20 protein-coding genes and 3 pseudogenes are annotated in these 21,232 nt (G+C 70.6%); 11 read left to right on the top strand and 12 right to left on the bottom strand.

Annotated features, from left to right (window positions below):
• Positions 1–318 precede the first annotated feature (318 nt).
• Together ACIPYQ_RS36225 and cutA are read left to right on the top strand one after the other, a co-directional pair.
• On the top strand, positions 319–2,553 hold the full coding sequence (locus ACIPYQ_RS36225) for a sulfatase-like hydrolase/transferase (RefSeq protein WP_401258454.1): 2,235 nt from the start codon (positions 319–321) through the stop codon (positions 2,551–2,553).
• Positions 2,554–2,599: 46 nt separating this feature from the next.
• Positions 2,600–2,923, top strand: coding sequence for a divalent-cation tolerance protein CutA (gene cutA / locus ACIPYQ_RS36230; protein ID WP_401258455.1), 324 nt, complete (start codon positions 2,600–2,602; stop codon positions 2,921–2,923).
• A gap of 12 nt (positions 2,924–2,935) precedes the next feature.
• Here the strand turns inward: cutA and ACIPYQ_RS36235 are convergent, their stop codons facing one another.
• The gene (locus tag ACIPYQ_RS36235; RefSeq protein ID WP_401258456.1) at positions 2,936–4,027 is read right to left on the bottom strand and encodes a DUF5954 family protein; all 1,092 of its coding nucleotides are present in this window, start codon (positions 4,025–4,027) and stop codon (positions 2,936–2,938) included.
• A gap of 139 nt (positions 4,028–4,166) precedes the next feature.
• Between ACIPYQ_RS36235 and ACIPYQ_RS36240 the strand changes: the two genes are divergently transcribed.
• From ACIPYQ_RS36240 to ACIPYQ_RS36250, 3 genes are all read left to right on the top strand, one after another.
• Positions 4,167–4,892 (top strand): HAD family hydrolase, encoded by a 726-nt coding sequence (locus ACIPYQ_RS36240; RefSeq protein ID WP_401258458.1) that lies wholly within the window; start codon positions 4,167–4,169, stop codon positions 4,890–4,892.
• Positions 4,893–4,968: 76 nt separating this feature from the next.
• Positions 4,969–6,468 carry a SpoIIE family protein phosphatase gene (locus tag ACIPYQ_RS36245; RefSeq protein ID WP_401258460.1) on the top strand — a complete coding sequence of 500 codons (1,500 nt, stop codon included), beginning with the start codon at positions 4,969–4,971 and terminating at the stop codon, positions 6,466–6,468.
• Positions 6,469–6,848: 380 nt separating this feature from the next.
• Positions 6,849–7,679 carry a DUF5995 family protein gene (locus ACIPYQ_RS36250; RefSeq protein ID WP_401258462.1) on the top strand — a complete coding sequence of 277 codons (831 nt, stop codon included), beginning with the start codon at positions 6,849–6,851 and terminating at the stop codon, positions 7,677–7,679.
• 252 nt (positions 7,680–7,931) lie between these two features.
• Here the strand turns inward: ACIPYQ_RS36250 and ACIPYQ_RS36255 are convergent, their stop codons facing one another.
• The 5 genes from ACIPYQ_RS36255 to ACIPYQ_RS36275 form a co-directional block, all read right to left on the bottom strand.
• Complete coding sequence (locus ACIPYQ_RS36255; protein WP_401258464.1) at positions 7,932–8,357, bottom strand: hypothetical protein; 426 nt, start codon at positions 8,355–8,357, stop codon at positions 7,932–7,934.
• 55 nt (positions 8,358–8,412) lie between these two features.
• Entirely contained in the window at positions 8,413–9,279 is an 867-nt protein-coding gene (locus ACIPYQ_RS36260; RefSeq protein WP_401258466.1) for an alpha/beta fold hydrolase, read from the bottom strand.
• A gap of 102 nt (positions 9,280–9,381) precedes the next feature.
• Positions 9,382–10,596 (bottom strand): hypothetical protein, encoded by a 1,215-nt coding sequence (locus ACIPYQ_RS36265; protein ID WP_401258468.1) that lies wholly within the window; start codon positions 10,594–10,596, stop codon positions 9,382–9,384.
• Between the two features lie 70 nt (positions 10,597–10,666).
• Complete coding sequence (locus ACIPYQ_RS36270) at positions 10,667–11,128, bottom strand: hypothetical protein (RefSeq protein ID WP_401258470.1); 462 nt, start codon at positions 11,126–11,128, stop codon at positions 10,667–10,669.
• A gap of 50 nt (positions 11,129–11,178) precedes the next feature.
• Entirely contained in the window at positions 11,179–11,676 is a 498-nt protein-coding gene (locus ACIPYQ_RS36275) for a MarR family transcriptional regulator (RefSeq protein WP_401258471.1), read from the bottom strand.
• A 111-nt stretch (positions 11,677–11,787) separates the two neighbouring features.
• On the opposite strand from ACIPYQ_RS36275, the gene ACIPYQ_RS36280 reads away from it, so the two are divergent.
• Positions 11,788–12,636 (top strand): alpha/beta fold hydrolase, encoded by an 849-nt coding sequence (locus tag ACIPYQ_RS36280; protein ID WP_401258473.1) that lies wholly within the window; start codon positions 11,788–11,790, stop codon positions 12,634–12,636.
• 55 nt (positions 12,637–12,691) lie between these two features.
• Here the strand turns inward: ACIPYQ_RS36280 and ACIPYQ_RS36285 are convergent, their stop codons facing one another.
• The 3 genes from ACIPYQ_RS36285 to ACIPYQ_RS36295 form a co-directional block, all read right to left on the bottom strand.
• Entirely contained in the window at positions 12,692–13,216 is a 525-nt protein-coding gene (locus tag ACIPYQ_RS36285) for a hypothetical protein (RefSeq protein ID WP_401258475.1), read from the bottom strand.
• Between the two features lie 208 nt (positions 13,217–13,424).
• Positions 13,425–14,453, bottom strand: a complete 1,029-nt coding sequence (locus ACIPYQ_RS36290; protein WP_401258476.1) for a S66 peptidase family protein — start codon at positions 14,451–14,453, stop codon at positions 13,425–13,427.
• Positions 14,454–14,754: 301 nt separating this feature from the next.
• Positions 14,755–15,735 (bottom strand): ArsR/SmtB family transcription factor, encoded by a 981-nt coding sequence (locus ACIPYQ_RS36295; RefSeq protein ID WP_401258478.1) that lies wholly within the window; start codon positions 15,733–15,735, stop codon positions 14,755–14,757.
• A gap of 89 nt (positions 15,736–15,824) precedes the next feature.
• Between ACIPYQ_RS36295 and ACIPYQ_RS36300 the strand changes: the two genes are divergently transcribed.
• From ACIPYQ_RS36300 to ACIPYQ_RS36310, 3 genes and pseudogenes are all read left to right on the top strand, one after another.
• Positions 15,825–17,144, top strand: coding sequence for an MFS transporter (locus ACIPYQ_RS36300; RefSeq protein ID WP_401258479.1), 1,320 nt, complete (start codon positions 15,825–15,827; stop codon positions 17,142–17,144).
• A gap of 127 nt (positions 17,145–17,271) precedes the next feature.
• A complete protein-coding gene (locus ACIPYQ_RS36305) occupies positions 17,272–17,877 on the top strand; it encodes a DinB family protein (RefSeq protein ID WP_401258480.1) in 606 nt (201 codons plus the stop codon).
• A gap of 39 nt (positions 17,878–17,916) precedes the next feature.
• Positions 17,917–18,021 (top strand): annotated as a pseudogene (locus tag ACIPYQ_RS36310) (IS5/IS1182 family transposase); the annotation flags it as partial.
• Between the two features lie 51 nt (positions 18,022–18,072).
• Here ACIPYQ_RS36310 and ACIPYQ_RS36315 read toward each other — a convergent pair.
• Together ACIPYQ_RS36315 and ACIPYQ_RS36320 are read right to left on the bottom strand one after the other, a co-directional pair.
• Positions 18,073–18,321: pseudogene (locus ACIPYQ_RS36315) on the bottom strand (transposase); the annotation flags it as partial.
• A 106-nt stretch (positions 18,322–18,427) separates the two neighbouring features.
• A pseudogene (locus ACIPYQ_RS36320) lies at positions 18,428–18,676 on the bottom strand (transposase); the annotation flags it as partial.
• Positions 18,677–18,763: 87 nt separating this feature from the next.
• Between ACIPYQ_RS36320 and ACIPYQ_RS36325 the strand changes: the two are divergent.
• Entirely contained in the window at positions 18,764–19,144 is a 381-nt protein-coding gene (locus ACIPYQ_RS36325; RefSeq protein ID WP_401258482.1) for a hypothetical protein, read from the top strand.
• Positions 19,145–19,642: 498 nt separating this feature from the next.
• The gene (locus tag ACIPYQ_RS36330; RefSeq protein WP_401258484.1) at positions 19,643–19,930 is read left to right on the top strand and encodes a hypothetical protein; all 288 of its coding nucleotides are present in this window, start codon (positions 19,643–19,645) and stop codon (positions 19,928–19,930) included.
• A 162-nt stretch (positions 19,931–20,092) separates the two neighbouring features.
• Here ACIPYQ_RS36330 and ACIPYQ_RS36335 read toward each other — a convergent pair whose 3' ends face one another.
• Complete coding sequence (locus tag ACIPYQ_RS36335; RefSeq protein ID WP_401258486.1) at positions 20,093–20,485, bottom strand: nucleoside 2-deoxyribosyltransferase domain-containing protein; 393 nt, start codon at positions 20,483–20,485, stop codon at positions 20,093–20,095.
• Positions 20,486–21,232 lie beyond the last annotated feature (747 nt).

Genomic DNA, 21,232 nt, shown 5'->3' on the forward strand with positions numbered 1-21,232 from the left:
CCCCGACTGCGGCGGGGGCGGCCCCGTCCTCGTGGCCCATCCGGAAGACCCCGCCGGGCAGCAACGCCATGCCCTCCCGGGAGGGCATGGCGTTGCTGCCCGGCGGCGCAGGGAGGAGCGAGCGTGCGGGAACCGGCTCGCGCGAGGCCGCGCAACAGGCCCTGACCTGGGATGACATGCCGCCACTCTGCACGATCGCGGCTCCGCCGCACACGCCGGGACCAGGGCTGTCACACGCTTTTAATGTCATGTGCATGGCCATCCGGCCGGTGCTCTCCGCATGATCGCATTCCGTCCGTGAGAGCCAAGGAGCCCCTGATGCCCACCCGCCGCCACTTCCTCGCCGGGTCCGCGGCCGCCCTCGGCCTCGGCGCGCTCCCCGCCGCACCGGAGGCCGCGGCGGCCCAGGCGACCCGGTCGGCCGAAGGCGCAACGGCCGTCGCCCCGGCGACTCCGAACCTCGTCGTGATCCTCGCCGACGACCTCGGCTACGGCGACCTCGGCTCGTACGGCCAGAAGCTGATCACCACACCGCGGATCGACCGGCTCGCCGCCGAGGGCCTGAGGTTCACCGACGCCTACTCGACGGCCGCGGTCTGCGCGCCGTCCCGCTGCTCGCTGCTGACCGGCCTGCACACCGGCCACTCCGCCGTCCGGGCCAACCCGGGCGCCGCCCCCGGCGCGCTGAAGGCCGGCGACACCACCTTCGCCGAAGTGCTGCGCGCCCGCGGCTACCGGACCGCGGTGATCGGGAAGTGGGGCTTCGGACCGGAGGAGGGCGATCAGCCCAGCCACCCCAACTTCCGTGGTTTCGAGGAGTTCTACGGATACATCGACCACGGGCACGCCCACGAGTACTACCCGCAGTACCTGTGGCACAACGGCGCGAAGGAGACGATCGCCGCCAACGCGGGGGGCGCGAAGGGCGCCTACGCACCCCAGCTCATCGAGCAGCGCGCGCTCGACTTCATCGGTGACCACGCCGCCGAGCCCTTCCTGCTCTTCCTCACGCCGACCGTGCCGCACGCACCGAGCGACATCCCCGACGTCGGCGCGTACGCCTCCCGCACCTGGACCCAGCAGAACAAGGGCCACGCCGCCCAGATCACCTCTTTCGACACGCTCGTCGGCAAGGTCATCGACCTGCTGCGCGCACTCGGCATCGCCGAGCACACCGTCGTCCTCGTCACCAGCGACAACGGCCCGCACGAGGAGGGCGGCGTCAACCCCGACCTGTTCAACGCCAACGGCCCGCTGCGCGGCTACAAGCGCAACCTCTACGAGGGCGGCATCCGCGTCCCGCTGATCGCCTGGTCCCCGGGCCGCATCGGCGCCGGCCGCACCAGCGACCGGCCCACCCCGCTCACCGATGTGCTGCCCACCCTGGCGGAACTCGGCGGCGCACCGGTGCCCACGGACATCGACGGACTGTCCGCCGCCCCGCTGCTCGCCGGAAGCCCGGCCGCCGCACGCCACAACCACCTGTACTGGTACCGCGACGAACGCGGTGTCACCAGCCGCGCCGACACCGAGGACGGCGGCCGCGCCACCTGGCTCGCCGAGGCCGTCCGCAAGGACGACTGGAAGGCCGTACGGTTCGCGCCCGTCAGGGACCACGCCCTGCCCGACGCACAGTGGCAGCTCGAACTGTACGACCTCGCCTCCGACCTGGGGGAGCAGCGCAACGTCGCCGCGGCCAACCCGTCCGTGGCGGCCGGCCTGGTCGCCCTCATGCGCTCCTCGTGGGTGGACACGTACGTCCGCAAGCCCTACGGAGTCCGTGCGCAGATCCAGGGTCCGGCCGTGCCCGGCGAGGCCTTCACGGTCACCGCGACCCTGGGCAACGGGTCGGGAAGGCCCTGGACCCGCGCACTCCTCGCGCTGCGCGCCCCGGCCGGCTGGGAGGTCCGGGCGACCGCCGCGACCGGCCAGGACCTGCTGGCCGCCGGCGCCGTGCTGACCACGTCCTGGAAGGTCACCCCGCCGGCCACGGCCGCCGCCGGCACGCAGTGGCCGCTGACCGTCGACGGCACCGCCGAGTCACCGACCGGGGCCCTGCGCTTCGCCGCCACGGAACGGGTCTCCACGGTTCCGCCGGCGCCGGCCGCCGACGCCTATCTGAGCGATCTCGCCTGGGTGTCGGCCACCAACGGCTGGGGGCCGGTGGAACGCGACCGGTCCAACGGGCGCAACGCGGCCGGGGACGGTACGCCGATCTCGTTCGGCGGAGTGACGTACGCGAAGGGCCTGGGCGTCCACGCGCCCTCCGAGATCGTCTACCACCTCGGCGGAGCGGCGGACCGCTTCACCGCGCTCGTAGGCATCGACGACTTCTCGAAGAACCAGGCCGCCACCGGCGCGACGAAGGCCTCGGTGAGGGGCGACGGGAAGGTGCTGTTCACCAGCGGCAAACTGACCGGCGCGGCCGGTCCCGTGCGCGTGGACCTCGACGTGCGCGGGGTGAAGCTGCTGCACCTGGTCGTCGAGGACGCCAACTCCAATTCGGCGTTCGACCACACCTCTTGGGCCCTCGCCCGGGTGACCGTGCCCTGAGCCGGCCGTGGGTAGGGTCGGGTGAACCCGATCGAGGAGGACCAGCGTGGCGAGCATCGTGATCGCGCAGACGACGGTGAACGACGAGGGAAGGGCGTACGAGATGGGGCAAGCCGCGGTGGAGGCCCGGCTGACCGCCGGTGTGCACATCGAGGCGCGGATGACCACCTTCTCCTGGGAGAAGGGCGCCGTGCTCCACGAGCGGGGGTACCGGCTCTCCTTCCAGACGACCACGGAGAAGGTCGACGCCTTGAAGGCGTGGGTGCTCGAACAGCACCCGCACGACGTGCCGCAGTGGATCGTGGTGCCGACCGTCGACGCCTCGGAGGAGTACCTGGCGTGGGCGGTGAAGGAGACCACCGCGGAGTAGCACCACTGCGGATCAGCCCTCCGGCACGACGTGGCCGTCCTCGTCGAGCGGAAGGTGGATGCGCGAAGGATCCTGACTGTTGACGTCGGACGGGCGCGGGCCCTCGGGCCCGTCGGGGCCCCAGCGCAGCAGGCGGCGGGTGCGGACGATCTGGTACATGGTGCCCTGGAACTCCAGCTGGTTGACGCGCCCGGCCCGGAGGGCGTCGGCGGCCTCGGCGTACGCGGTCAGCTCCGCGGGCCGCGGGCCGGCAGACGCCCCCTCCGCTGCGCCGTCAGCCGCCCAGGTACGGGCGTCGGTCTGCGGGCCGGCGTCCTGGGGGATGTGGCCGCGCATCCGCGGCCACATCCATGTCAGCGCGAAGTCCAGTGACTTGCGGGCTTCGTGCGCACTCGCGTGCGGACCGGTCACGGGGGTCCAGCCGCCAGCGGTCTGCTCCACGACCGTGAAGGCCGCGGGCAGCAGCAGGACGTCCGGGTGGGTGTCCAGCGCCTGCAGCGCGTCGGCGCGCACGTCCTCGGGGAACCGCTCCCCGGTGTAGCACAGGCCCCGAAGGGCCAGCTGCTCAAGAGCCTGGGTGGGGGTGACCGGCGCGTCCGGGTCCAGGACCAGGCCCTCGTCGACCCCCGGCCCCTTGGCGGCACGGTCCCAGTCGGGGGAGAGGGGCTCGGGGTCGGTGGGACGCGGCTGCTCGATACCGCCAGGTCCCGCCCCCGCGTACTCCTCGGCCCGCACGACCCGGTACCGGGTCCCCTCCACGTCGAGTTCGTCGACGCGCTCGCTCTCCAGCCGGGCGACCGCCGCCAGCAGGGCCCGCCGCTCCGCCCGGTCGCGCGCATCGTCCTTCGCACGGAACCACAACAGGGAGTTCAGCCCGTCGCGCGCCTGCTGCGGGCAACCGTCCGTCACCGCGAGCACCACCCGCCACCACGATTCCCCCGCGTGCTGCGCCGCCACCCCGAACAAGGGCCCGCGCACCACGACTTTGGCGGTACGCGCCACGGCGTCGGCCGCGTCGGCTTCCACCGCCGCCTCCACGGGCTCCACGGGAACCCGCACCACCATCGGTCGGGACGAACCCGGCCCCACATCCCCACGGTCCATGCGCCCATCCTGCCGCCCACGACACGACACCGCCCCTGATTCGCGCATTCCCCCCACCCCGAGGGGGTGCGATGGCGTAAGGGGGACCGGCGCCCCCGGTCCTGCCGCCACGGACACCGGCAGCGCCTATGCTGCCGAGATGATCAAGCCGATTGAACTCGTCATATTCGACTGCGACGGTGTACTCGTCGACAGTGAACGCATCGCCGCCCGCGTCCAGGTCGCCCTGGGCGCGGAGCTCGGCTGGCCCCTCACGATGGACGAGGTCGTCGACCGGTTCATCGGGCGCTCGCACGCCTCCATTCGCGAGATCCTCGCCGACCGGCTCGGCGAGGAGACGGCCGCGATCTGGTCGGAGCGGTTCGAGCAGCTCCACCGCGAAGCCGTGGACACCGCTCTCGCCCCCGTCGAGGGACTCCCCGAGGCCCTCGACGCGATCACCCTGCCGACCTGTGTGGCCTCCAGCGGATCCCACGACAAGATGCGCCACACCCTGGGCCGCACCGGCCTGTACGAACGCTTCGCGGGCCGCATCTACAGCGCCTCCGAGGTCTCCCGCGGCAAGCCCGCCCCGGACCTGTTCCTGCACGCCGCCCGGCAGATGGGGGTTGATCCCGCGGCCTGCGTGGTGGTCGAGGACAGTCGGCCCGGCGTCGAGGCCGCCCGCGCGGCCGGGATGCGCGCCCTCGGCTACGCCGGCGGTCTGACCCCCGCCGAACGGCTCGAAGGCCCCGGCACCACCGTCTTCCACGACATGCGCACGCTCCCCGCCCTCATCACCGCGTTCCCCCACCCGCGCGGCGTGCACGTGCGTCCCGTCGCGGGGGACGATGAGATGGCTGGGAGCACGGAAGCCGGCAGATGATCACTGCCGGCACAGGGCCGCAGTCGGGGCCGTAGCCAGAGCCGCAGCCTTCGGCGGCCGGAAGGAGAGCCCGGAGATGGGTGCAATCGAGCCCTTGGGGGGCGACCCCGACGGGGCGCGGGCCGCTGCGTCCGGGCCGGGCGGCCTGCTCGACGTGCTCAAGGTGGCCGCCGTTCTCCTGGACGCCGACGGCAGGATCGACCTGTGGAGTCCCCAGGCCGAGGACCTGTTCGGCTACACCGCCGAGGAGGCCCTCGGGGAGTTCGCGGGCCGCCTGCTGGTCCACGAGGAGCAGCTGCCGCTCGTGATGGGCATGTTCGCCCAGGTCATGTCCGGCGGGGGCAGCTGGGTGGGAGTGTTCCCCGTCCGGCACAAGGACGGCAGTACACGCATGGTGGAATTCCGCAACATGCGGCTGCTCGACTCCCAGCAGGAGTACTACGCCCTGGGCCTGGCCGCGGACCAGGGGACGGTACGGCAGGTCGAACGGGACCTGGCCCTCGCCGCCAGGCTGGTGGCCCAGTCACCGGTCGGGCTGGGCGTACTGGACACGGACCTCCGGTACGTCTCGGTCAATCCGGCGGAGGAGCGCCTCAACGGGGTTCCGGCGGCCGAGCACATCGGCCGGCACGTCCACGAGGTGCTGCCGGCCGTGGACCCGTCCTTCGAAGCCGCGATGCGTGAGGTTCTGGCCACGGGCGTTCCCATCGTGGACCAGTACACCGTCGGCCGTACCCCGGCCGACCCGGATCACGATCACGCCTGGTCGATCTCGTTCTACCGGCTCGAAGCACCCAACGGGACCGTGCTGGGCGTGGCCACCTCCAGCGTGGACGTCACCGAGCGCCACCGGGCGGTCGAGGAACAGCGCCACACCGCCCTGACCCTCCAGCGCAGCCTGCTGCCCCACACACCGCCGCGGCGGCCGGGCCTGGAGGTCGCCACCCGCTACCGCCCCGCCCAGGCCACCATGGAGATCGGCGGCGACTGGTTCGACGTGATCCCCCTGAGCGGCGACAAGACCGCACTCGTCGTCGGCGACGTCATGGGCAGCGGCGTAGGAGCCGCAGCCAGCATGGGCCAGCTGCGCACCGCCACCCGGACGCTGGCCGATCTGGACCTGGACCCCGCCCAGGTCCTGCACCACCTCGATCACGCCACCGAGGGTCTCGACACGATCGCGACCTGTGTCTACGCCGTCTACGACCCCCACACGGCGCAGTGCCACCTCTCCCTGGCCGGGCACCTGCCACCGGTCCTCCTTCGCCGGGACGGCCGGCGCGAGCTCCTCGACCTGCCCACGGGCGCGCCCCTGGGCGGCTGCGGGGTCGCCTTCCGCACCACCAGCCTCGCCCTGGAGGTGGGCGACCAGCTCGTCCTCTACACCGACGGCCTGGTCGAGACCCGCGACGATCCGATCGACACACGCCTCGCGGTGCTCCTCGAGGTCCTCGACGACCCCGGCCGCTCGCTGGACGAGACCTGCGACCTGCTCCTGGACACCATGCGGCACCCGGGAGACCACGACGACGTGGCCCTGCTCATCGCCAGGGCCACACCCCCGCCGCACGCGTAGGACCCATCGCTCACAGAGTGTGATGGTATGCTACGCAGCGTGTGGTCAGGATCTCCAAGTTCGGCGTGACCCTGTACCTCTTGGAAGAGCGGTACGTACTGGACGGCAACGGAACCGGAGTCGTTGTGCAAGGGGACGAGAGGCTCGGCCCCGTGCCGGGCCTGCTCACGCGGACCTTCACCTACTCTGCGGAAATCCGCGACGAAGGGATGGCCGCGACCTACAGCATGCCCTTGCTCGGAGCCCTATGGACCGCGGACTATCAGGTCGCAGCCACCGCCAGAGCCTCTTCGCGGAACTGCTGTGCGACTGGGGCAGGGCGACCGAGGAAACCCGCCGAGTCGGCGCGCCGGCTTAGCGGCGGCAGGAACATACTCCCGATGACCGCCGAGTCCATGCTCCCCGCCGAAAAGATCACCCTGGTCGCCGGATTGCTTGCCGACCGGGTCAGGCAGTACGACACCACGCACGATCGCCGGGCCGCGTTCGCCTACACCTACTACCGCCTCACGAAGACGCTCGCCACAGGCTTGGACACGGGCACCCCCGTGTTCAACGACCCGCCGTGGGTCGCCGAGCTGTGTGAGACGCTCGCATCGGCCTACTTCGACGCGATGGACGGCGTCGACGCATGGCTGGCAGGACGATCCGGTGGCTCCGCAGCCGAAGTTCAGCCCAGTGATCTGCCGGACTCCATCCCCCAACCATGGCGGGATGTCTTTGCCGCTTCGAGCGTCCGGCGTTCCTACCTGCTGGAAGACGTGCTCTTTTCCATGATGGCGCACATGTCATACGACTTGCCGGAGGCATTGCGGCGCATGGCGACGTCCACGGGCGACCGCAGCCACGTCGCGGACTTCCACCGCATGAACGACGTGCTGGCGTCCTGTATCGACGGGATCCAGGACGACCTTTCGGCCAGGTACATCAGCGGGCTCAGCTCTTTGGACAGGCTGTTCACCCGTAGTGACGAACTGTTGACCAATTACGGGATCCGGGTCGCACGGGGCTTGGCCTGGTTCAACTGCGACAGACTCCTGGACCCGGATTCGACCGAGGAAGCGTCGCGGTCGATCGGCAGGAGCACCGCCGCGCTCATCTCCGAAATCCGCTCCCCGGGCGACCGGAAGCTGCGCGTCGGCCTGTGGATCCTGCGCAGGTTGATTCCCGACCGCCGGCACTGGCCCACAGCGAGTACGCCCCTCGCGTAGAAAGCCCAAGGCCGCAGGGGGCCAAGCCACCTCCTCCGCCTCGCGATGAGCCCCGGCGGCGTGCTGATGAGCCCGCACGATCGACGACTACAAGCAGGCATGCCGCCGAAGTGCGGGATCAACCGCCTCAACCGCCTCAACCGCCACCGGGCCGTCGCCGCCAGGTAGGACGAACTTGCCGTCCGCTACGAAGGGATCGTGCTGGTCGCAGCCATCAACGAATGGTTGTGACCGGCACTTTCCCATCAGACCCTAGTCCTCAAAGGGGACGAACTTGGCAAGCGAAGTCCAGTCCAGGGGACGCATGATCGTGGCCAGGCGGGCGAAGGGATCCTGCGCAGCCGCTTGGAACCACATCACCGAGAGCACCGTGTGCCCGGGCTCTGCAATGTCCTCAGGCTGCCACCATGACGTCAGTCGAGCATGTACCGCCTCTCGCGGCAGCCACTCCTCGACTCGCCCCTCCGCATCGGCTCGGAGCTTGTCGAGGTCATGCACATACAAATGCGGCGTCGTCGCCATCGCCTTCTCGATGCCCATCAGACGAAAGCGGCGGTGTAGCTGAGGCGTTCCTTCGAGCATGCCTTCGCGGTCGTCGCTTACCGTGAGTGCACGAAGCTCGGCGCGTACGGAACCCACCTGATAGCCGCGCAACTCGCCATTCCTCATCTGGATCATGGGCCAGAGGGTAGGGGTGTCCGACAAACGGACCAAGCGACTTTCGCAACATGCCCTACACGGGCAGGCCCCGGACGAATCCGGCGACCAGGGCCGCCACCGCTTCCGGGGTCTCCAGGTTCATGAGATGGGTGGCGTCGATCCGGTTGACGGCGATCGTCGGCCGGGTGCCGGCGAGCCCGGACAGCTCCTCGGAGACCCCTTGGGCGAACCGGGCGCTGAATTCGGCGAACCACTCCATGCCCGGCGCGGGGGGCAGTTGGCGGCCGGCCTGTACGACCAGCAGCGGGTAGTCGACCCCCTCCAGCCACGGGGTGACACCGCGCGCGAAGATCCTGTGGAGTTCGTCGAAGAGCTGCAGCGCCTCCGCCCGTTCCGGCAGGGTCTGCCACGTGCCGTCGGGCAGCGGGCGCGCGGCCGCACGGGCGGTCGCCTCCGCACGGTCGGCGGGGATACCGAACCGGACGGAGTTGCTGATCTTCTCGGCGATGTACCCGGGTGGCGCGACCATCCCGGCAGACGCCAGCAGCCCCTGACCCACCCGGTCGGCGCCGGGGTACTCGCGTCCCCACCAGAAGCCGTCGAGATTCACGGCGGCACGGGCACGGGCCCCGGCGCGGCCCACGGTCGCCCGGGCGTACTCGACCGCGACCACTCCGCCCAGGGAATGGCCCACCACGACGGCCTCCGCCACGCCGTGCGCGTCGAGCGTGTCCGCGATGTGCCCCACCACGGCGGGGATGGTCCAGGGGGAGAGGGCGGGGGAGCGGCCGTGCCCCGGCAGGTCGACGGCGAGGACGCGGTGCCCAGCGGTGAGGAGGGCGGCCGAGGCGTCCCAGTCGGCGAGCGAGCGTCCGTATCCGTGCAGGAGAACCAGTTGGGGGCCGTCGCCCCCGTAGTCATGAGCGTGTAAGAGTGTCATCGGGCGTCACTGTAGGCGGCACACCGCAGGGCGAACACCGGATTAATGGCGGTACGACCGGCCAACGGTCCGACCGGTCAACGGTCCGATCAGGGGCGGGTGTCAGTCCTGCCAGTAGAACAGCAGCGTGTGGATGTCGAGCGGCTCGCGCGACCCGAAGTAGTAGACGCCGAGGCCGGTGACGCGGATCGACCCGGTGGACGCGCCGATCCAGCGGAACCCGGCCGCTTCGAGGGCGGCGCGGACGGCGGGGTCGTCCTCGTGGTCGCCGGCGAACCGCCCCAGCGTGCTGATGAAGACCTCGCTCCCGGCGCCCTCCCCGTACCCGATCACGTGGTACGTACCGCCGCCCTGGCGGTGGGCCTCGCCGCAGGAGAGCGGGGTGCGGGGGGCCAGCCCCGCCGCTGCCAGCGCGGCCGTCGCCAGGGCCAGTTGCCGCTCCTCGTCCGGCGGTTGCGGCGGCTCGGTGCACAGGGCCTCGATCCGCCAGCGCGGGTCGCTCTGCTTCGCGCAGTCGTGCCCGTACTCGTGCACGATCGCCCGCCGGATCTCCTCGTCCAGCCCCTCGACCTCCACCCGGGGGCGCCCCAGCGCCTTGTACACGGCCCGGGTCCGCTCCGCGTCACCGGTCAGCCTGTGCAGCGCGTACGCGGCCCACAGGGCGGCGTCGGCCGTCGGAGCGTCGTCGAGGTAGGTGCGGACCCGGTCCGGGCAGGTCAGCAGGGACTCCGCGAGGTGGGCCACCTGCGGGTCGGGGTCGGCGAGCGCGTCGGTGACGTCCCCACCGCCGCGGTGCCGCATGCGCACGGCGACGGCTCGGTCCTCCGCCCGCCCGCCTTCGAGTGCGGAGAGGACCGACTCCACCCCGTGCCGTTCCACGAGCGCGTCCAGTCCGGCCTCACCGATCGCCCGCTGCGTCCGCCAGTGGCTGAACGCGAGGGTCGCCAACTCGGCCGCCGCCGTTCGGTCCCCGAGGGCCCCGCGCGCCTGGAGGACCGCCTCCGGCATGCCGTACGCGTCCTCGCGCCGCCGGTCCTCGTGCCGGAGCCAGGGGAGAAGCTCGGCCCGGTCCGAGAGGAGGCCCAGCAGGGCCTTGCGGACCGTCCCCGAGTCCTCCGTGTCACGGACGCACGCGAGCAGTTCACCTGCCCGTGCCTCGGGCACCCGGCCGGCCAGCGCGTCCACGCAGGCCGTGCGGCGCCACCAGGGCTGCTCGCGGTCGACGGCGCACCGCACGAGGAGATCGGCGTCGCAGGCCCGCAGCCCGGCGGCATCGGCCCGGCCGGCCGCGGGCGTGAGGGTCTCGATGTTCGGCATCCGGGGATGCTACTGCGCACCCCGGCGTGCGCCGAAGCGGATTACTCGGGCCTTGGCCGGGACCGCGGGGTCAAGGCCTTCCGGCCTCCCGCCACCTGCGGATCAGGGTGCGCCAGAGGTCCAGGCTGCAGTATGCGGGGCAGGCGCAGGCGCCTTCGGCGAGCAGTTCGCCGTGCAGCGCCGGCGACGCGTTGGGGTGGTGGACGATGATGCCGCGGACGGAGAGGTAAGGCGTTGGCCGGCCGGCCGACTCCGCCCGTTCCCGCGCGGCCAGGAGGCGGAGCACGGGGTCGTCGGCCACGGGGTTCAACAGGACGCACCACCGCACGCTTCCCTCCTCGTCGGAGGCCAGTCGAAGCAGGACGTCGGGCGGAGCGGCGTAGCTCCGCGCGGTGTACAGCCGCACGGGGATGATGTCGTCCGCAGCGAGCTCGCGCAGCCGCTCGGCCGAAACGTCCGGGTCGCGAGCTTCCTTGACGCGGGCATAGCCGAGCATGCGCTCGGCCGGGCCGCGGACCTTACGAGATGTCATGCCACTGATGCTGCCATGGGCCTGGGAGGCCCATTCGGGGCGCCCGGACGCTATCCGGCACGGGGTGGCTCCGCAGCGGCATCGAGGCCGCGGGCGCGGGCTGCGACCGACGGGGTCAAGCGCCCTGCCAGCAGGTCCAGGGCCTCGGAGACCTCGCGAAGGACGTCCGGATCCGGGGCGGTTCCGTCCGGGTCGGCGAGGGCCGCGGCCAGGGCGTCGTCGATGGTCGCGGCCCGGACTTCGGCCACCCTGTCGGACGGCTTCGCGCCGGGGCGGATGAGCCGGCGGCGCCGATCCGCCGGATCGGGCCCGGTCTCGACCGAGCCGACTTCCTCCAACCGGGCGACCGCGGTGGACACCTGACTCTGTGGCAGGCCCGTCCGTGTGGCGATTTCGCCGACCGTCGTTCCGGGATGGGACAGGAGGTCGCCGAGGACGACCAGCACCGAGCGCGTCGACCCCGGCGTACCGGACTTCACCGGGGGCATCGCCTGCTCGCCGATCTTCATGAGGGTGCGACCGAGGAGGAACAGCTCGACTCCGTTCATGCACACAGGGTACATCGAAAAAGATGCATCGATATTGATGCATCTGTTTCGATGGATTACGCTCGTGTCGTCAGCCACTCGGGCCGACGAACCGTCAAAGGGGGACCCGCCATGCCCACGACCGCCGCCACCCTTCGCACGCTCTCCGTCCCCGGCGCCACCCTCCACTACCAGACGGAGGGCCGAGGCCCCGTCCTGCTCCTCTCCCAGAGCGGCGAGGGTGATGCGGACCGCACGGTCGACCTCGTCCCGCACCTGGCCGACACCTTCACGGTCGTCACCTACGACCGCCGAGGCCTCTCGCGCAGCACGCTCCACGACCCCGCCCGCCCCATCACCATGGCCGACCACGCGGACGACGTCGCGCGGCTGCTCGCCGAAGTCGCCGACGGGCCGGCGCTGATGGCCGGGTTCAGCATGGGTGGTGCCATCGGCCTCCAGACCGTGGTCCGCCACCCGGGCGTGCTGAGCACGCTGATCGCACACGAGCCCGTGATGCCGAACCTGCTGGACGAGGCGGGCCGGGCCGAGCACGTGGCGGAACTGGCGGCCATCCAGGACGCGTTCACCTCCGGCGGCCTGGCGGAGGCGTTCCCGGTGATCGCCCGGCACCTGGGCATCGACCCGGCGCACGACACCACCGAGGAAGGCCTCACCCCCCAGCCGCTGACACCCCGCCGAAAGGCCAACTTCGCGTACTTCATCGGCACGGAATTCACGGCCGTCACCACGGACGCCCTCCACCCGGAGGAGCTGGTACGGGCCGCGGCGCGGGCCGGAACGCGCATCGTCCCGGCGGCGGGCCGGACCACGCGGCCGACGGTGCACACCTACCGCTGCGCCCTGGCGCTCGCCGCGCAACTGGACACGGAGGCGGTCCGGTTCCCGGGCGGGCACAACGGCAACACCGCGTTCCCCCGCGCGACGGCGCAAGTGCTCAAGGAACTGCTCGGCGCGTGACCCGGGCGGCGGCCATGCGAAGGACGCGGCGTGTGCCCGGTCGTGCGCGCAGCGATCAGGCGGCCTGGCAGAGCGCCGCGGGGCCGGCCGGAGCCGAGGGGCGGGCCACGGTCGTGGGCACGGGGCGGGAGCCGTGAACGGTGGCCGCGGCCTGCGAGCGGTTCCGGGCGAAGACGACGAGGCGCAGCACCGCGAACCGCGCGACACCGGCGAGCGCGGAGGCGGACAGGTACACGACCTGCTCGAGCATCGCACCGGGTGCCGGCGTCAACTGCTGCAGCAGGAGCATCGCCAGGCAGGTGACCGCGTACGCGGCCGCCGCGGACCCGGCGGACTGTGCGTGCTGGCGCCAGGTCGCGCGCCCGCCCGCGCCGAAGGTGAAGCGGGCGTGTAACTCGGTGGAGAGGAGCGTGGAGCCCACGGTGACCAGGGCGTTGGCCAGGGCCCACGGAATCCAGGATCCGAGGCCCGCCACGGCGAAGCTGGAGGCGATCCCCACCCCGCCGCCGCAGAGCACGAAGCGGGCGAAGGCGGCGAAGGGGCCGGGGGCCGCCTGCTCCTGGCTCTGTGCTGTCTCCATGATCCGACCCCTCCGCTGGCTCACTCCACGAAAACGCGCTCCCGTTGCCTTGCGAGGCCGAGGGGGGCGCCGTCCACGACGCCATCATGGCACATGTGTGGCACCATGGCGAGCCATATGTGGCGCCACGCGTGCCACTGGTGGCGCCGTGCGCGGGGCAGGTCGTGAAGGTGCAGGTCAGGGACCTGGCTCAGCTCAGGAACCTGGCTCAACTCAGAGTCTGGGTCAGTTCGCTGCGGGTCGAGCTGTGGACGAGTCGGCCGTGCGCTCCGTTGACGATGGGCAGGTACGGCGGAACGTGCCCGCACTCGACGTCGGCGATGACGGGGACGTTCAAGGGGCCCAGTGCGTCGAGAACGGCTTGGTGCTGTGTGAGTGACTCGGCATCAGGTGCCGAGGTCCGGCCGACGAGGATCGCGTTCGCCGCGTCGAAGAAGCCGGCCAGCCGCATCCCGTGCAGGTCCCTGCAGATGGTGAAGGCGTCGTCGTCGGCCGCTTCGACATAGACGAGGAGTCCTTCCGGGGACTCGGCTCGTGCGAAGGCGGAAGTGTCGAGGTAGGGAGTTCCCTGGAGATTGCAGAGCGTCTCGATGCAGCCCCCGATCAGGCGCCCTTCGACCTCGACATCTCCGTCGCCGTCGAGCCTGGTCCACCTGCCCGGCGTGTCGAGCGTGAGTTCGCGTACGTCGGGGTGGGCGCGGTAGTCGTCCCAGCCGGCGCTTCGGTGGCGGTGGGGCGGGGTCTGCGTGAACCGGTGCCCTTGCGGGGCCTCGGCGATGTCGAGCCAGGACAACAGCCCCTCGGGCACGTGGTACGGCGTGTTCATGAGGTTGTTTCCGTGGAGGGTCGCCGTGCCCGTGAGCAGGGTGAGCGGCGTCATGATGGTCGACATGTCGGAGAACCCGACCAGCCAGGTCGGCTCGGCGTCACGCAGCCGGTCCCAGTCGAGCAGCGGCAGCAGGTCGATCGCGGTCTCCCCGCCCCAGGGCGGCACCACGGCCCTGATGCGGGGATCCGTCAGCATCGCCGTCAGTTCGGCGGCCCGGTCGGCCGCCGGGGCACTGACGTGCCCGGTGCCGTCCATGCAGGTGCCGACTTCCACCTCGTATCCCCGGGCCTCGACATCGCGGATCGCCACGTCGAGTCGCTCGCGCAGCTCCTTCGCGACTCCGCTCGAAGGGGAGGTGATGCCGACGCGGTCACCGGGGCGCAGGGGGCGTGGATATCGAACTGACATGTGCCGGATTCTGACACGACGTGCCGCCGCGCCCTAACGGGTTTCGGCACGGACGTAAGCGGCTTGACCAGCGCAGAGCCATGTGCGGGATCCAGTGCGAGTTCCTGCCGCAGGAGCTGGCCTTCGGCTCCGGGATGACCTGCCGGCGGCGCCTTGGACCTGTCCCGCGTCTCCGTCGGCACCGGGCACGGAAGCGGCCTGGGCAAGAATCGCTGGGTCGTCGAAGCGGCCTTCGCACTTCACCCTCGGCTGAGCAATCATCTGCTGGCGGCGCCTCAAAAAGCAGTGCGGATCCGAGCCCTCAGCCCGAACCGGCGACCAGTGCCTCGCCGAGCGGGGTGCGCCGGTAGAGCACCGACCGTCCGGACCGGGCGCGGACGAGCAGCCCCGCGCCTCGCAGGATGGCGAGGTGGTCTCCTACCGCGCCGGGTGCCATGGCGAGGCTTCGGGCGAGGTGGCTGGTACTGGCCGGGGCGTCCAGCGCCACCAGCAGCCGGGCGCGGGCCCGGCCGACCAGAGCGGTCAGCGCGTCCGGTTGGGGGACGGTCTCCTGTTCGCCCCACAGGGCGGCGGTGCCGCGGGCAGGGTAGACCAAGGTCCTGGGCCAGGGGTCTTCCAGGTGGGCGGCGACATTCCCGACGAAGACCGAAGGGATCAGCAGTAGCCCGTCGCCGGCGAGGCGGACTGTTCCGGCTTGGGGGAAGAAGCCGAGCTCGATACCGCCGGCGCGCCAGGCGATGCTCGGGTGCAGGCTTTCGATGGTCGCGGCCCATCCGTGTTCGCCGATCACACCCACCCGGTGCACGACATCGCGCTCACAAATCGCGCGCAGTTGCGGCCAGTCCGGGGCGAGCAGCTCGTGCCACGCCTGGTCCATCGCCTCGGCGATCCTGGAGACGGCGTCCGGCGAGTCCAGCACTGCGCGTACGCGGGGATCACGGGCGGACGGGCCGGTCGCAGTGGTGGCGAATTCGTGGCGGGCCGCTTCCAGCGGTGTGGCCCGGATCGCGGCCAGGTCGTCTGCCCAGGTCTGGTTGAGGCCGCGCGGAGGCGGGGCGACGAAGTCCGCGCCGCCCGCCGGGGTGTACAGGGCGAGGACGGCGTTCAGGTCGGTATCGCGGCGAAGCAGTTCAAAGGCCGGCAGGAGCCGGGCGGCCCAGGCTCGCGGCAGCGGCTGGTCTTGGCCGGCGAGCGAACGTAGCAGTAGGCAGAGGTCCATCGCGGGCGACAGTGCGAAGCGGCTGCGCAGCAGGTCCTCGACGGAGACTTCGAAGCGGAGCACCCTGCCATGCTACCGGGCGACGACTGTTCCGATTCGTCCAGCGACGAATCATTGGTGAGTGGCGTGGGCGCAGGGCGAGGCTGGGCGTCATGACCCCAACCGCCGAACCCGCGCAGGTCAACCACCGTGCCACCTACCGGGAGGTGCTGGCCGAGCCGCGATTCCGGCTGCTCTTCTCGACCCGCATCGTCGCGATCACTGCGGGCTCGCTGCGGATCACCACGTTCTCGGTGCTGGTCTTCGCGGCCACCGGCTCCGCGCTGTTGAGCGCACTGGCCTTCGGCATCGGCTTTCTCCCGCAGTTGTTCGGCTCGCTGCTGCTGGGCTCACTGGCCGACCGACTGCCGCCCCGCGCGCTCATCGCCGGCGGCTACGCCTTGGAGTGCGCCGCCGCCCTGCTGCTCGCCCTGGTGCGGATGCCGATCGCGGCAAGCCTCGGTGTCGTGGCGCTGGTGGCCCTCGCCACACCGGTGTTCAGCGGCGCGTCGAGTCGGCTGGTCGCGCAGTGGCTGGAGGGCGACGCCTATGTCCTGGGCCGTTCACTGAACAACATCGCTGCCTCCGGTGCGCAATTGTTCGGTCTGGCGCTGGGCGGTGCGGCCGTCGCGGTACTCGGCCCGCACCGGGCACTCGCGGTGAGCGCCGCCCTCTACCTCGGGTGCGCGCTCGCCATCCGCATCCGGCTACCCCGGCTGCAGCCGGGAGAGTTCGGCGGCACACCTGGCAGCGCTCGGGGCGATGGCGGGCCCGTCCGGGCAAGCCTGCACGGTGCCGGCCTGCTGCTGCGCGGACACACGGTGCGGCGATTGATGCTCGCCCAGTGGCTACCGCCCGCGTTCGTAGCGGGCGCGGAAGGCCTGATCGTCGCCTACGCGGGAGGACGCCACTTCGCGCCCGGCTGGTACGCGGTGCTGATGGGCTGTCTGCCGGTCGGCATGCTTGTCGGCGACCTGCTGGTGGGCCGACTCCTACGGCCACCCACCCGGGAGCGACTGGTAGTCCCGCTGATTGCGCTGATGGGACTGCCGCTGGTCGGCTTCGCCGCCGAGCCCGGAGTGGGCGTCTCGTCCGGTCTGCTGCTGCTCTGCGGCTTCGGATTCGCCTACGGGCTCGGCCTGCAAAGGCCGTTCCTGAACGCCCTGCCGCAGGATGGCCAGGGCCAGGCCTTCGGCCTGCTCGGCTCCGGCAGCATGACGCTGCAGGGCGTCGGGCCGGCCTGCTTCGGCTCGGTGGCCGCAGTCATCGGAACAGGCGGCGCAATCGCCCTGGCAGGCGGCGCGACGGCGCTCACCGCCGGCTGGATTCTCACCTGGCACCCGCCCACCTCCTCCCCGGTCCCCGTCCCGAACTACTCAACGGGATCAGAGAACGGCACCGAACAGCATGCGTGTAGTTTTCCTGCGCAGTAGCCGTCGCAGGTCGGGTCGGCGGTGAGCCGTCACGCACCCCAACCGCACCCCCACGCCTCTCTGACAGACAGTCATTCCCGGTGGACCATTGTGCAAGGAGTCCCAATCCATGGAAGGTTCATGCCGCATGATCGATGAATTCGCGAAGGACAACCTGCACGGCAGACTGCGGCGGGACCGCGAGGCGCTGCTCTGGAAACTCGACGGCTTGTCCGAGTACGACGCCCGCCGGCCTTTGACGGCGACCGGGACCAATCTCCTCGGCCTGGTCAAACACGTGGCCACCGTCGAGGCCAGGTACTTCGGCGAGGTCTTCGACCGCCCTTCCCCGGAACCGCTGCCCCGGTGGCAGGACTCCGACGGCAGCGATCTGTGGGCGACCGAGGACGAGACCCGCGATCAGATCACCGGGTTCTACCGGCGCACGTGGGAACACGCGGACGCGACGATCAACGAGCTTCCCCTCGACGCCCCCGGCCACGTGCCGTGGTGGCCGGAGCCTCATGCCGACACGAACCTGTTCGCCGTCATGGTCCACGTCCTCGGCGAGTCCATCCGGCATGCCGGGCACGCCGACATCCTGCGCGAGGGCCTCGACGGCCGGACCGGGCTGCGCGCCGAACACGAGAAGCAGATCGACGAGGAAGCCCGTGCAGCCTACTGCGCGAAGATCGAGCAGGCCGCCAGGTCGGCCGCACCGATCAAGGCTCAGAGGTTGTCTCACGTGACGTGATGTCCGTGCGGCATGCTGCTGGTCGCGGGTGCTGTACGCGACAGCCTCGCCCTCAAGCCGCTCATCCGCGGCATACCCGCCGTCCGGTCCCGTCGGGGACCACGGCGGCGCCGACCCGTCAAACTCCGCGCGGCCAAGGCGTACTTCTCCGCCGAACACCCGGCCTGGCCGGGCGATCCGCGGAATGATGCTGCGTTCGCGTAGCCACGCCAAGTTGCCGGCCGAGTGGTACGCCTTGTAGGCCCGGACCTTGTCGGGGTGTCGCCGACGGGGGCCGCGGCGTGAGCGGACAGCCGGGATTCCGAGGACGAGCGGACGAAGCGCTTGGACGTCGTTGACGTTCGCGGCGGACGCCCCGACGGCCACGGGCAGTCCCTGCGCGTCGGTCAGAACGTGCAGCTTGCTGCCCGTTTTGCCTCGGTCGACCGGATTCGGCCCCGTCAGCGGACCCCCTTTTCGCGCGCACCGAGGCCGCGTCGACGATCACGGAGCTCCAGTCGAGTCCGCCGCGGGCTCCGATCTTGTCCAGAACCACGCGGTGCAGCCGACGCCACACTCCGGATGCGGTCCAGAGGGAAAACCTCCGGTGAGCCGTCGCCGGCGACACTCCGAACGCCGGTGGCAGATACCGCCACGCGCACCCGCTGGTCAGCACGTACACGACGGCCGTGAACACGGCACGTTGGTCGATCGGCGCGGTGCCACCGCCCTGCGGGCGCGAGCTGAAGGACGGCAGTACCGGCTCGACCATTGCCCATAGATCATCCGGCACGAGCCGCTGCGCCATATCCCCACCCATGAACGATCATGATGCCGCTGCCGGGCCGCCCCGGCGGCGGTCGGTGCAGGCGTTGGGTTGGTTGCCCCGCCACCTCAGAATGGGCACATGGCTCCTCTTTCCATCGACCCGCGCCCGTTGAACACCGACGAGCGCGCAGTACTTGCACACATCCTGTCGGCAGAGTTCTCCGGCTCGTCGCAACTGCGGAGTCAACTGGACCGCACCGAGGTGATCGCCGTCTGGGGGCCCGACTCCGTGAGCGTCGACCTGCAGGTCCGGGAACCTTGCGAGCATGCAGCACTGCCGGAAGCGCTCGTACCCGTAGACGCGCACGTCCATGACCCGTCCGGCGCCTACGTCGGTGAGATCCTCGTATGGACGGACCGGGGAGCCACGCTCGCGGCCCTGGAGTTCGCCTGGGTCACCCACGAGATGCCCATGTCTCTCCCGGCGATCGTGAACGGCCAGCTCAGCTGGCCAGCCTGACAGGCTGTTTCCCTGAGCGCCTATGGACCAGCAGCGGACAAGATCGCCACGTGAGACACCGTCTAAGGCTCGTGAATGCTTTGCGTTTGCTGAAAATGGCGTGCGTGCGGGGCTCCGGCCGACGCGCCGTCCCGGCCTCCGACGACTCTCGACTGGAGCTCTGGCAGCATCGAGGGCGCCGTCAACCGCATCAAGAAGATCAAGCGGCAGCTCTACGGCCGAGCCGGATTCGGGCTGCTCCGCAAGATGATCCTGCTCCAGTGACACTCCGAGACGCCCCCCAGGAACAGTTGCCGCGGGTGTGTGACCCGGGGGTCCATCCAGGTGCCCAGCTGTGGCAGGATGGCCTGATGTTGATCCGAAAGGGCGATGCCGCGTAGGCGTCCCAAGGCCCTCCGCGCAGAGCGGTGGCGGCCACGATGGCAGTATCCGGTCCTGAGGGTCCGCGGTGTCTCCGCGCGGACTCGTGCAGCGATCCGCCGGGTCGAAGACCAGGAGATGTGGCCCAACGCGATCGCGAATGCGCTCTCTCGCTTCGAGTGGGCCTTCAAGCAACCTGGCCGCTACCTGAACGCCTCCGAGGCCTGCTCGCCTGGGATAGAGGTGGAAGACGCTCGTGACGATCTGGAGCGGGCGATGCTACACCTTCCTCCCGGAGCCCAACGGGACTTGGGTCGACTGATCACGCGCATCGATGAGGAATTCGAGCGCCGCACCTTGCCGGAGCCCAACTACGTCGATTGGGCGATGGACGGCTGGTGGTGGACCAGGATGCGTGAACGCTGACGGACCCGGCCTCGTGCCCCTTCCCGGTAATCGAACGACACGGTTACCCTCCGCGACCGCTCCCCAAGATCTGTGACAGAACCCAAAACTCGCTGACAAAGCCACCAACCCAGACGCCGACCTCGGTGAAGCCCGGCACTGACTTGAGGTCCGCGTCGAAGATCACCACTGCTCCCGTTCGACTACCGGGTTGTCCTCGGCGGGGACGAGGGCGAGCGCCGCGGCCACCGTGTCGGTGAGGGTGGTGCACACGGGCACACCGTGACGGCGGGCCACGTATATCAAGTACCCGTTCCTCTCCGGGTTGGGGCAGTCCGGCGGACAGCCCAGCACCACCTTGTCCGTCGACAGGTCCAGACCGAACTCCACATTCGTGGTCATCCCCGGCAGGGTCTGCAGGTCGCGAGGAATCCAGAAGAGAATCGCCATGGCCGCCGCTCGGGCAGCGGTCTCCCAGTCGACCTGCGTCTCGTAGCGGTCAGCCCGTTCGCCGTGCCGGGACTCCGGGCTCAGGACTGTCAGCGGGCGACGGCCGAGCCACTGCTCGGTCAGCACGCGCAGGGCCTCGGGCAGTCAGGACGGGAACAGGCGCCCTCCTGTCCGGAGTAGGCCCGGCAAGGAAGACGGACGGAGAGGCGGCCGGGATGGGCTCGCGGGCCATGACCAGAGTGGTGAGGCCGGTCACGACGTGGCTCCGTTCTGCGCGGTAGCGCGGGCGGCATGCTGCGGGGCCCAGGGCAGGGGGCTGACGGGGCACCACGTGGGCGTGGAGGTGTTCTTCGCGATTTGGGTGTCTCGCGAGACAGGGGGGATCGCAATGCCGTCAGCTCGCCATGTTCACCCAGTGGGGGGACTATTGGCAGCCCCTCCGATTGACGCTGAGAGATGGTTCGTCGTGGACGACCCTGTTTCTCATTTCCGTCTCGCCCGGCCGCAGCCCGGCAAGGTGTCGTTGAAGGTTGACGCGGTCGGGACTGGACACCGATGTGGTTTGCGTTGGCCGCAGCGATACTGGTTCGAGCCGACCGGCACTTGAGCCGAGCGCCGACTCTTCGACGCAGTTCACTGCACTCGGTCAGCTCCTTCCGGCCGTGGTCGCGGTTAGGGCTTGCGGTCTCGCTGTTGCTAATGCACCAGCCGGCGGTAAGCACCGTGGGGAATCATCCAGGGCTTCGGCAAAGTGACGGATCGTCTGAAGGGTCACGGTCTAGTACTGCAACGGTGTTTGGCGTGACTGGTAGCCAGGCTGGTCGTTGGTCAGGTTATGGGTGGGCTCTTTGGTGATGTGAGGGTGTGGGCGGC

Origin of the sequence: Streptomyces sp. NPDC090045, assembly GCF_044747975.1 — a bacterium.
In the GTDB taxonomy this organism is placed as follows: domain Bacteria; phylum Actinomycetota; class Actinomycetes; order Streptomycetales; family Streptomycetaceae; genus Streptomyces.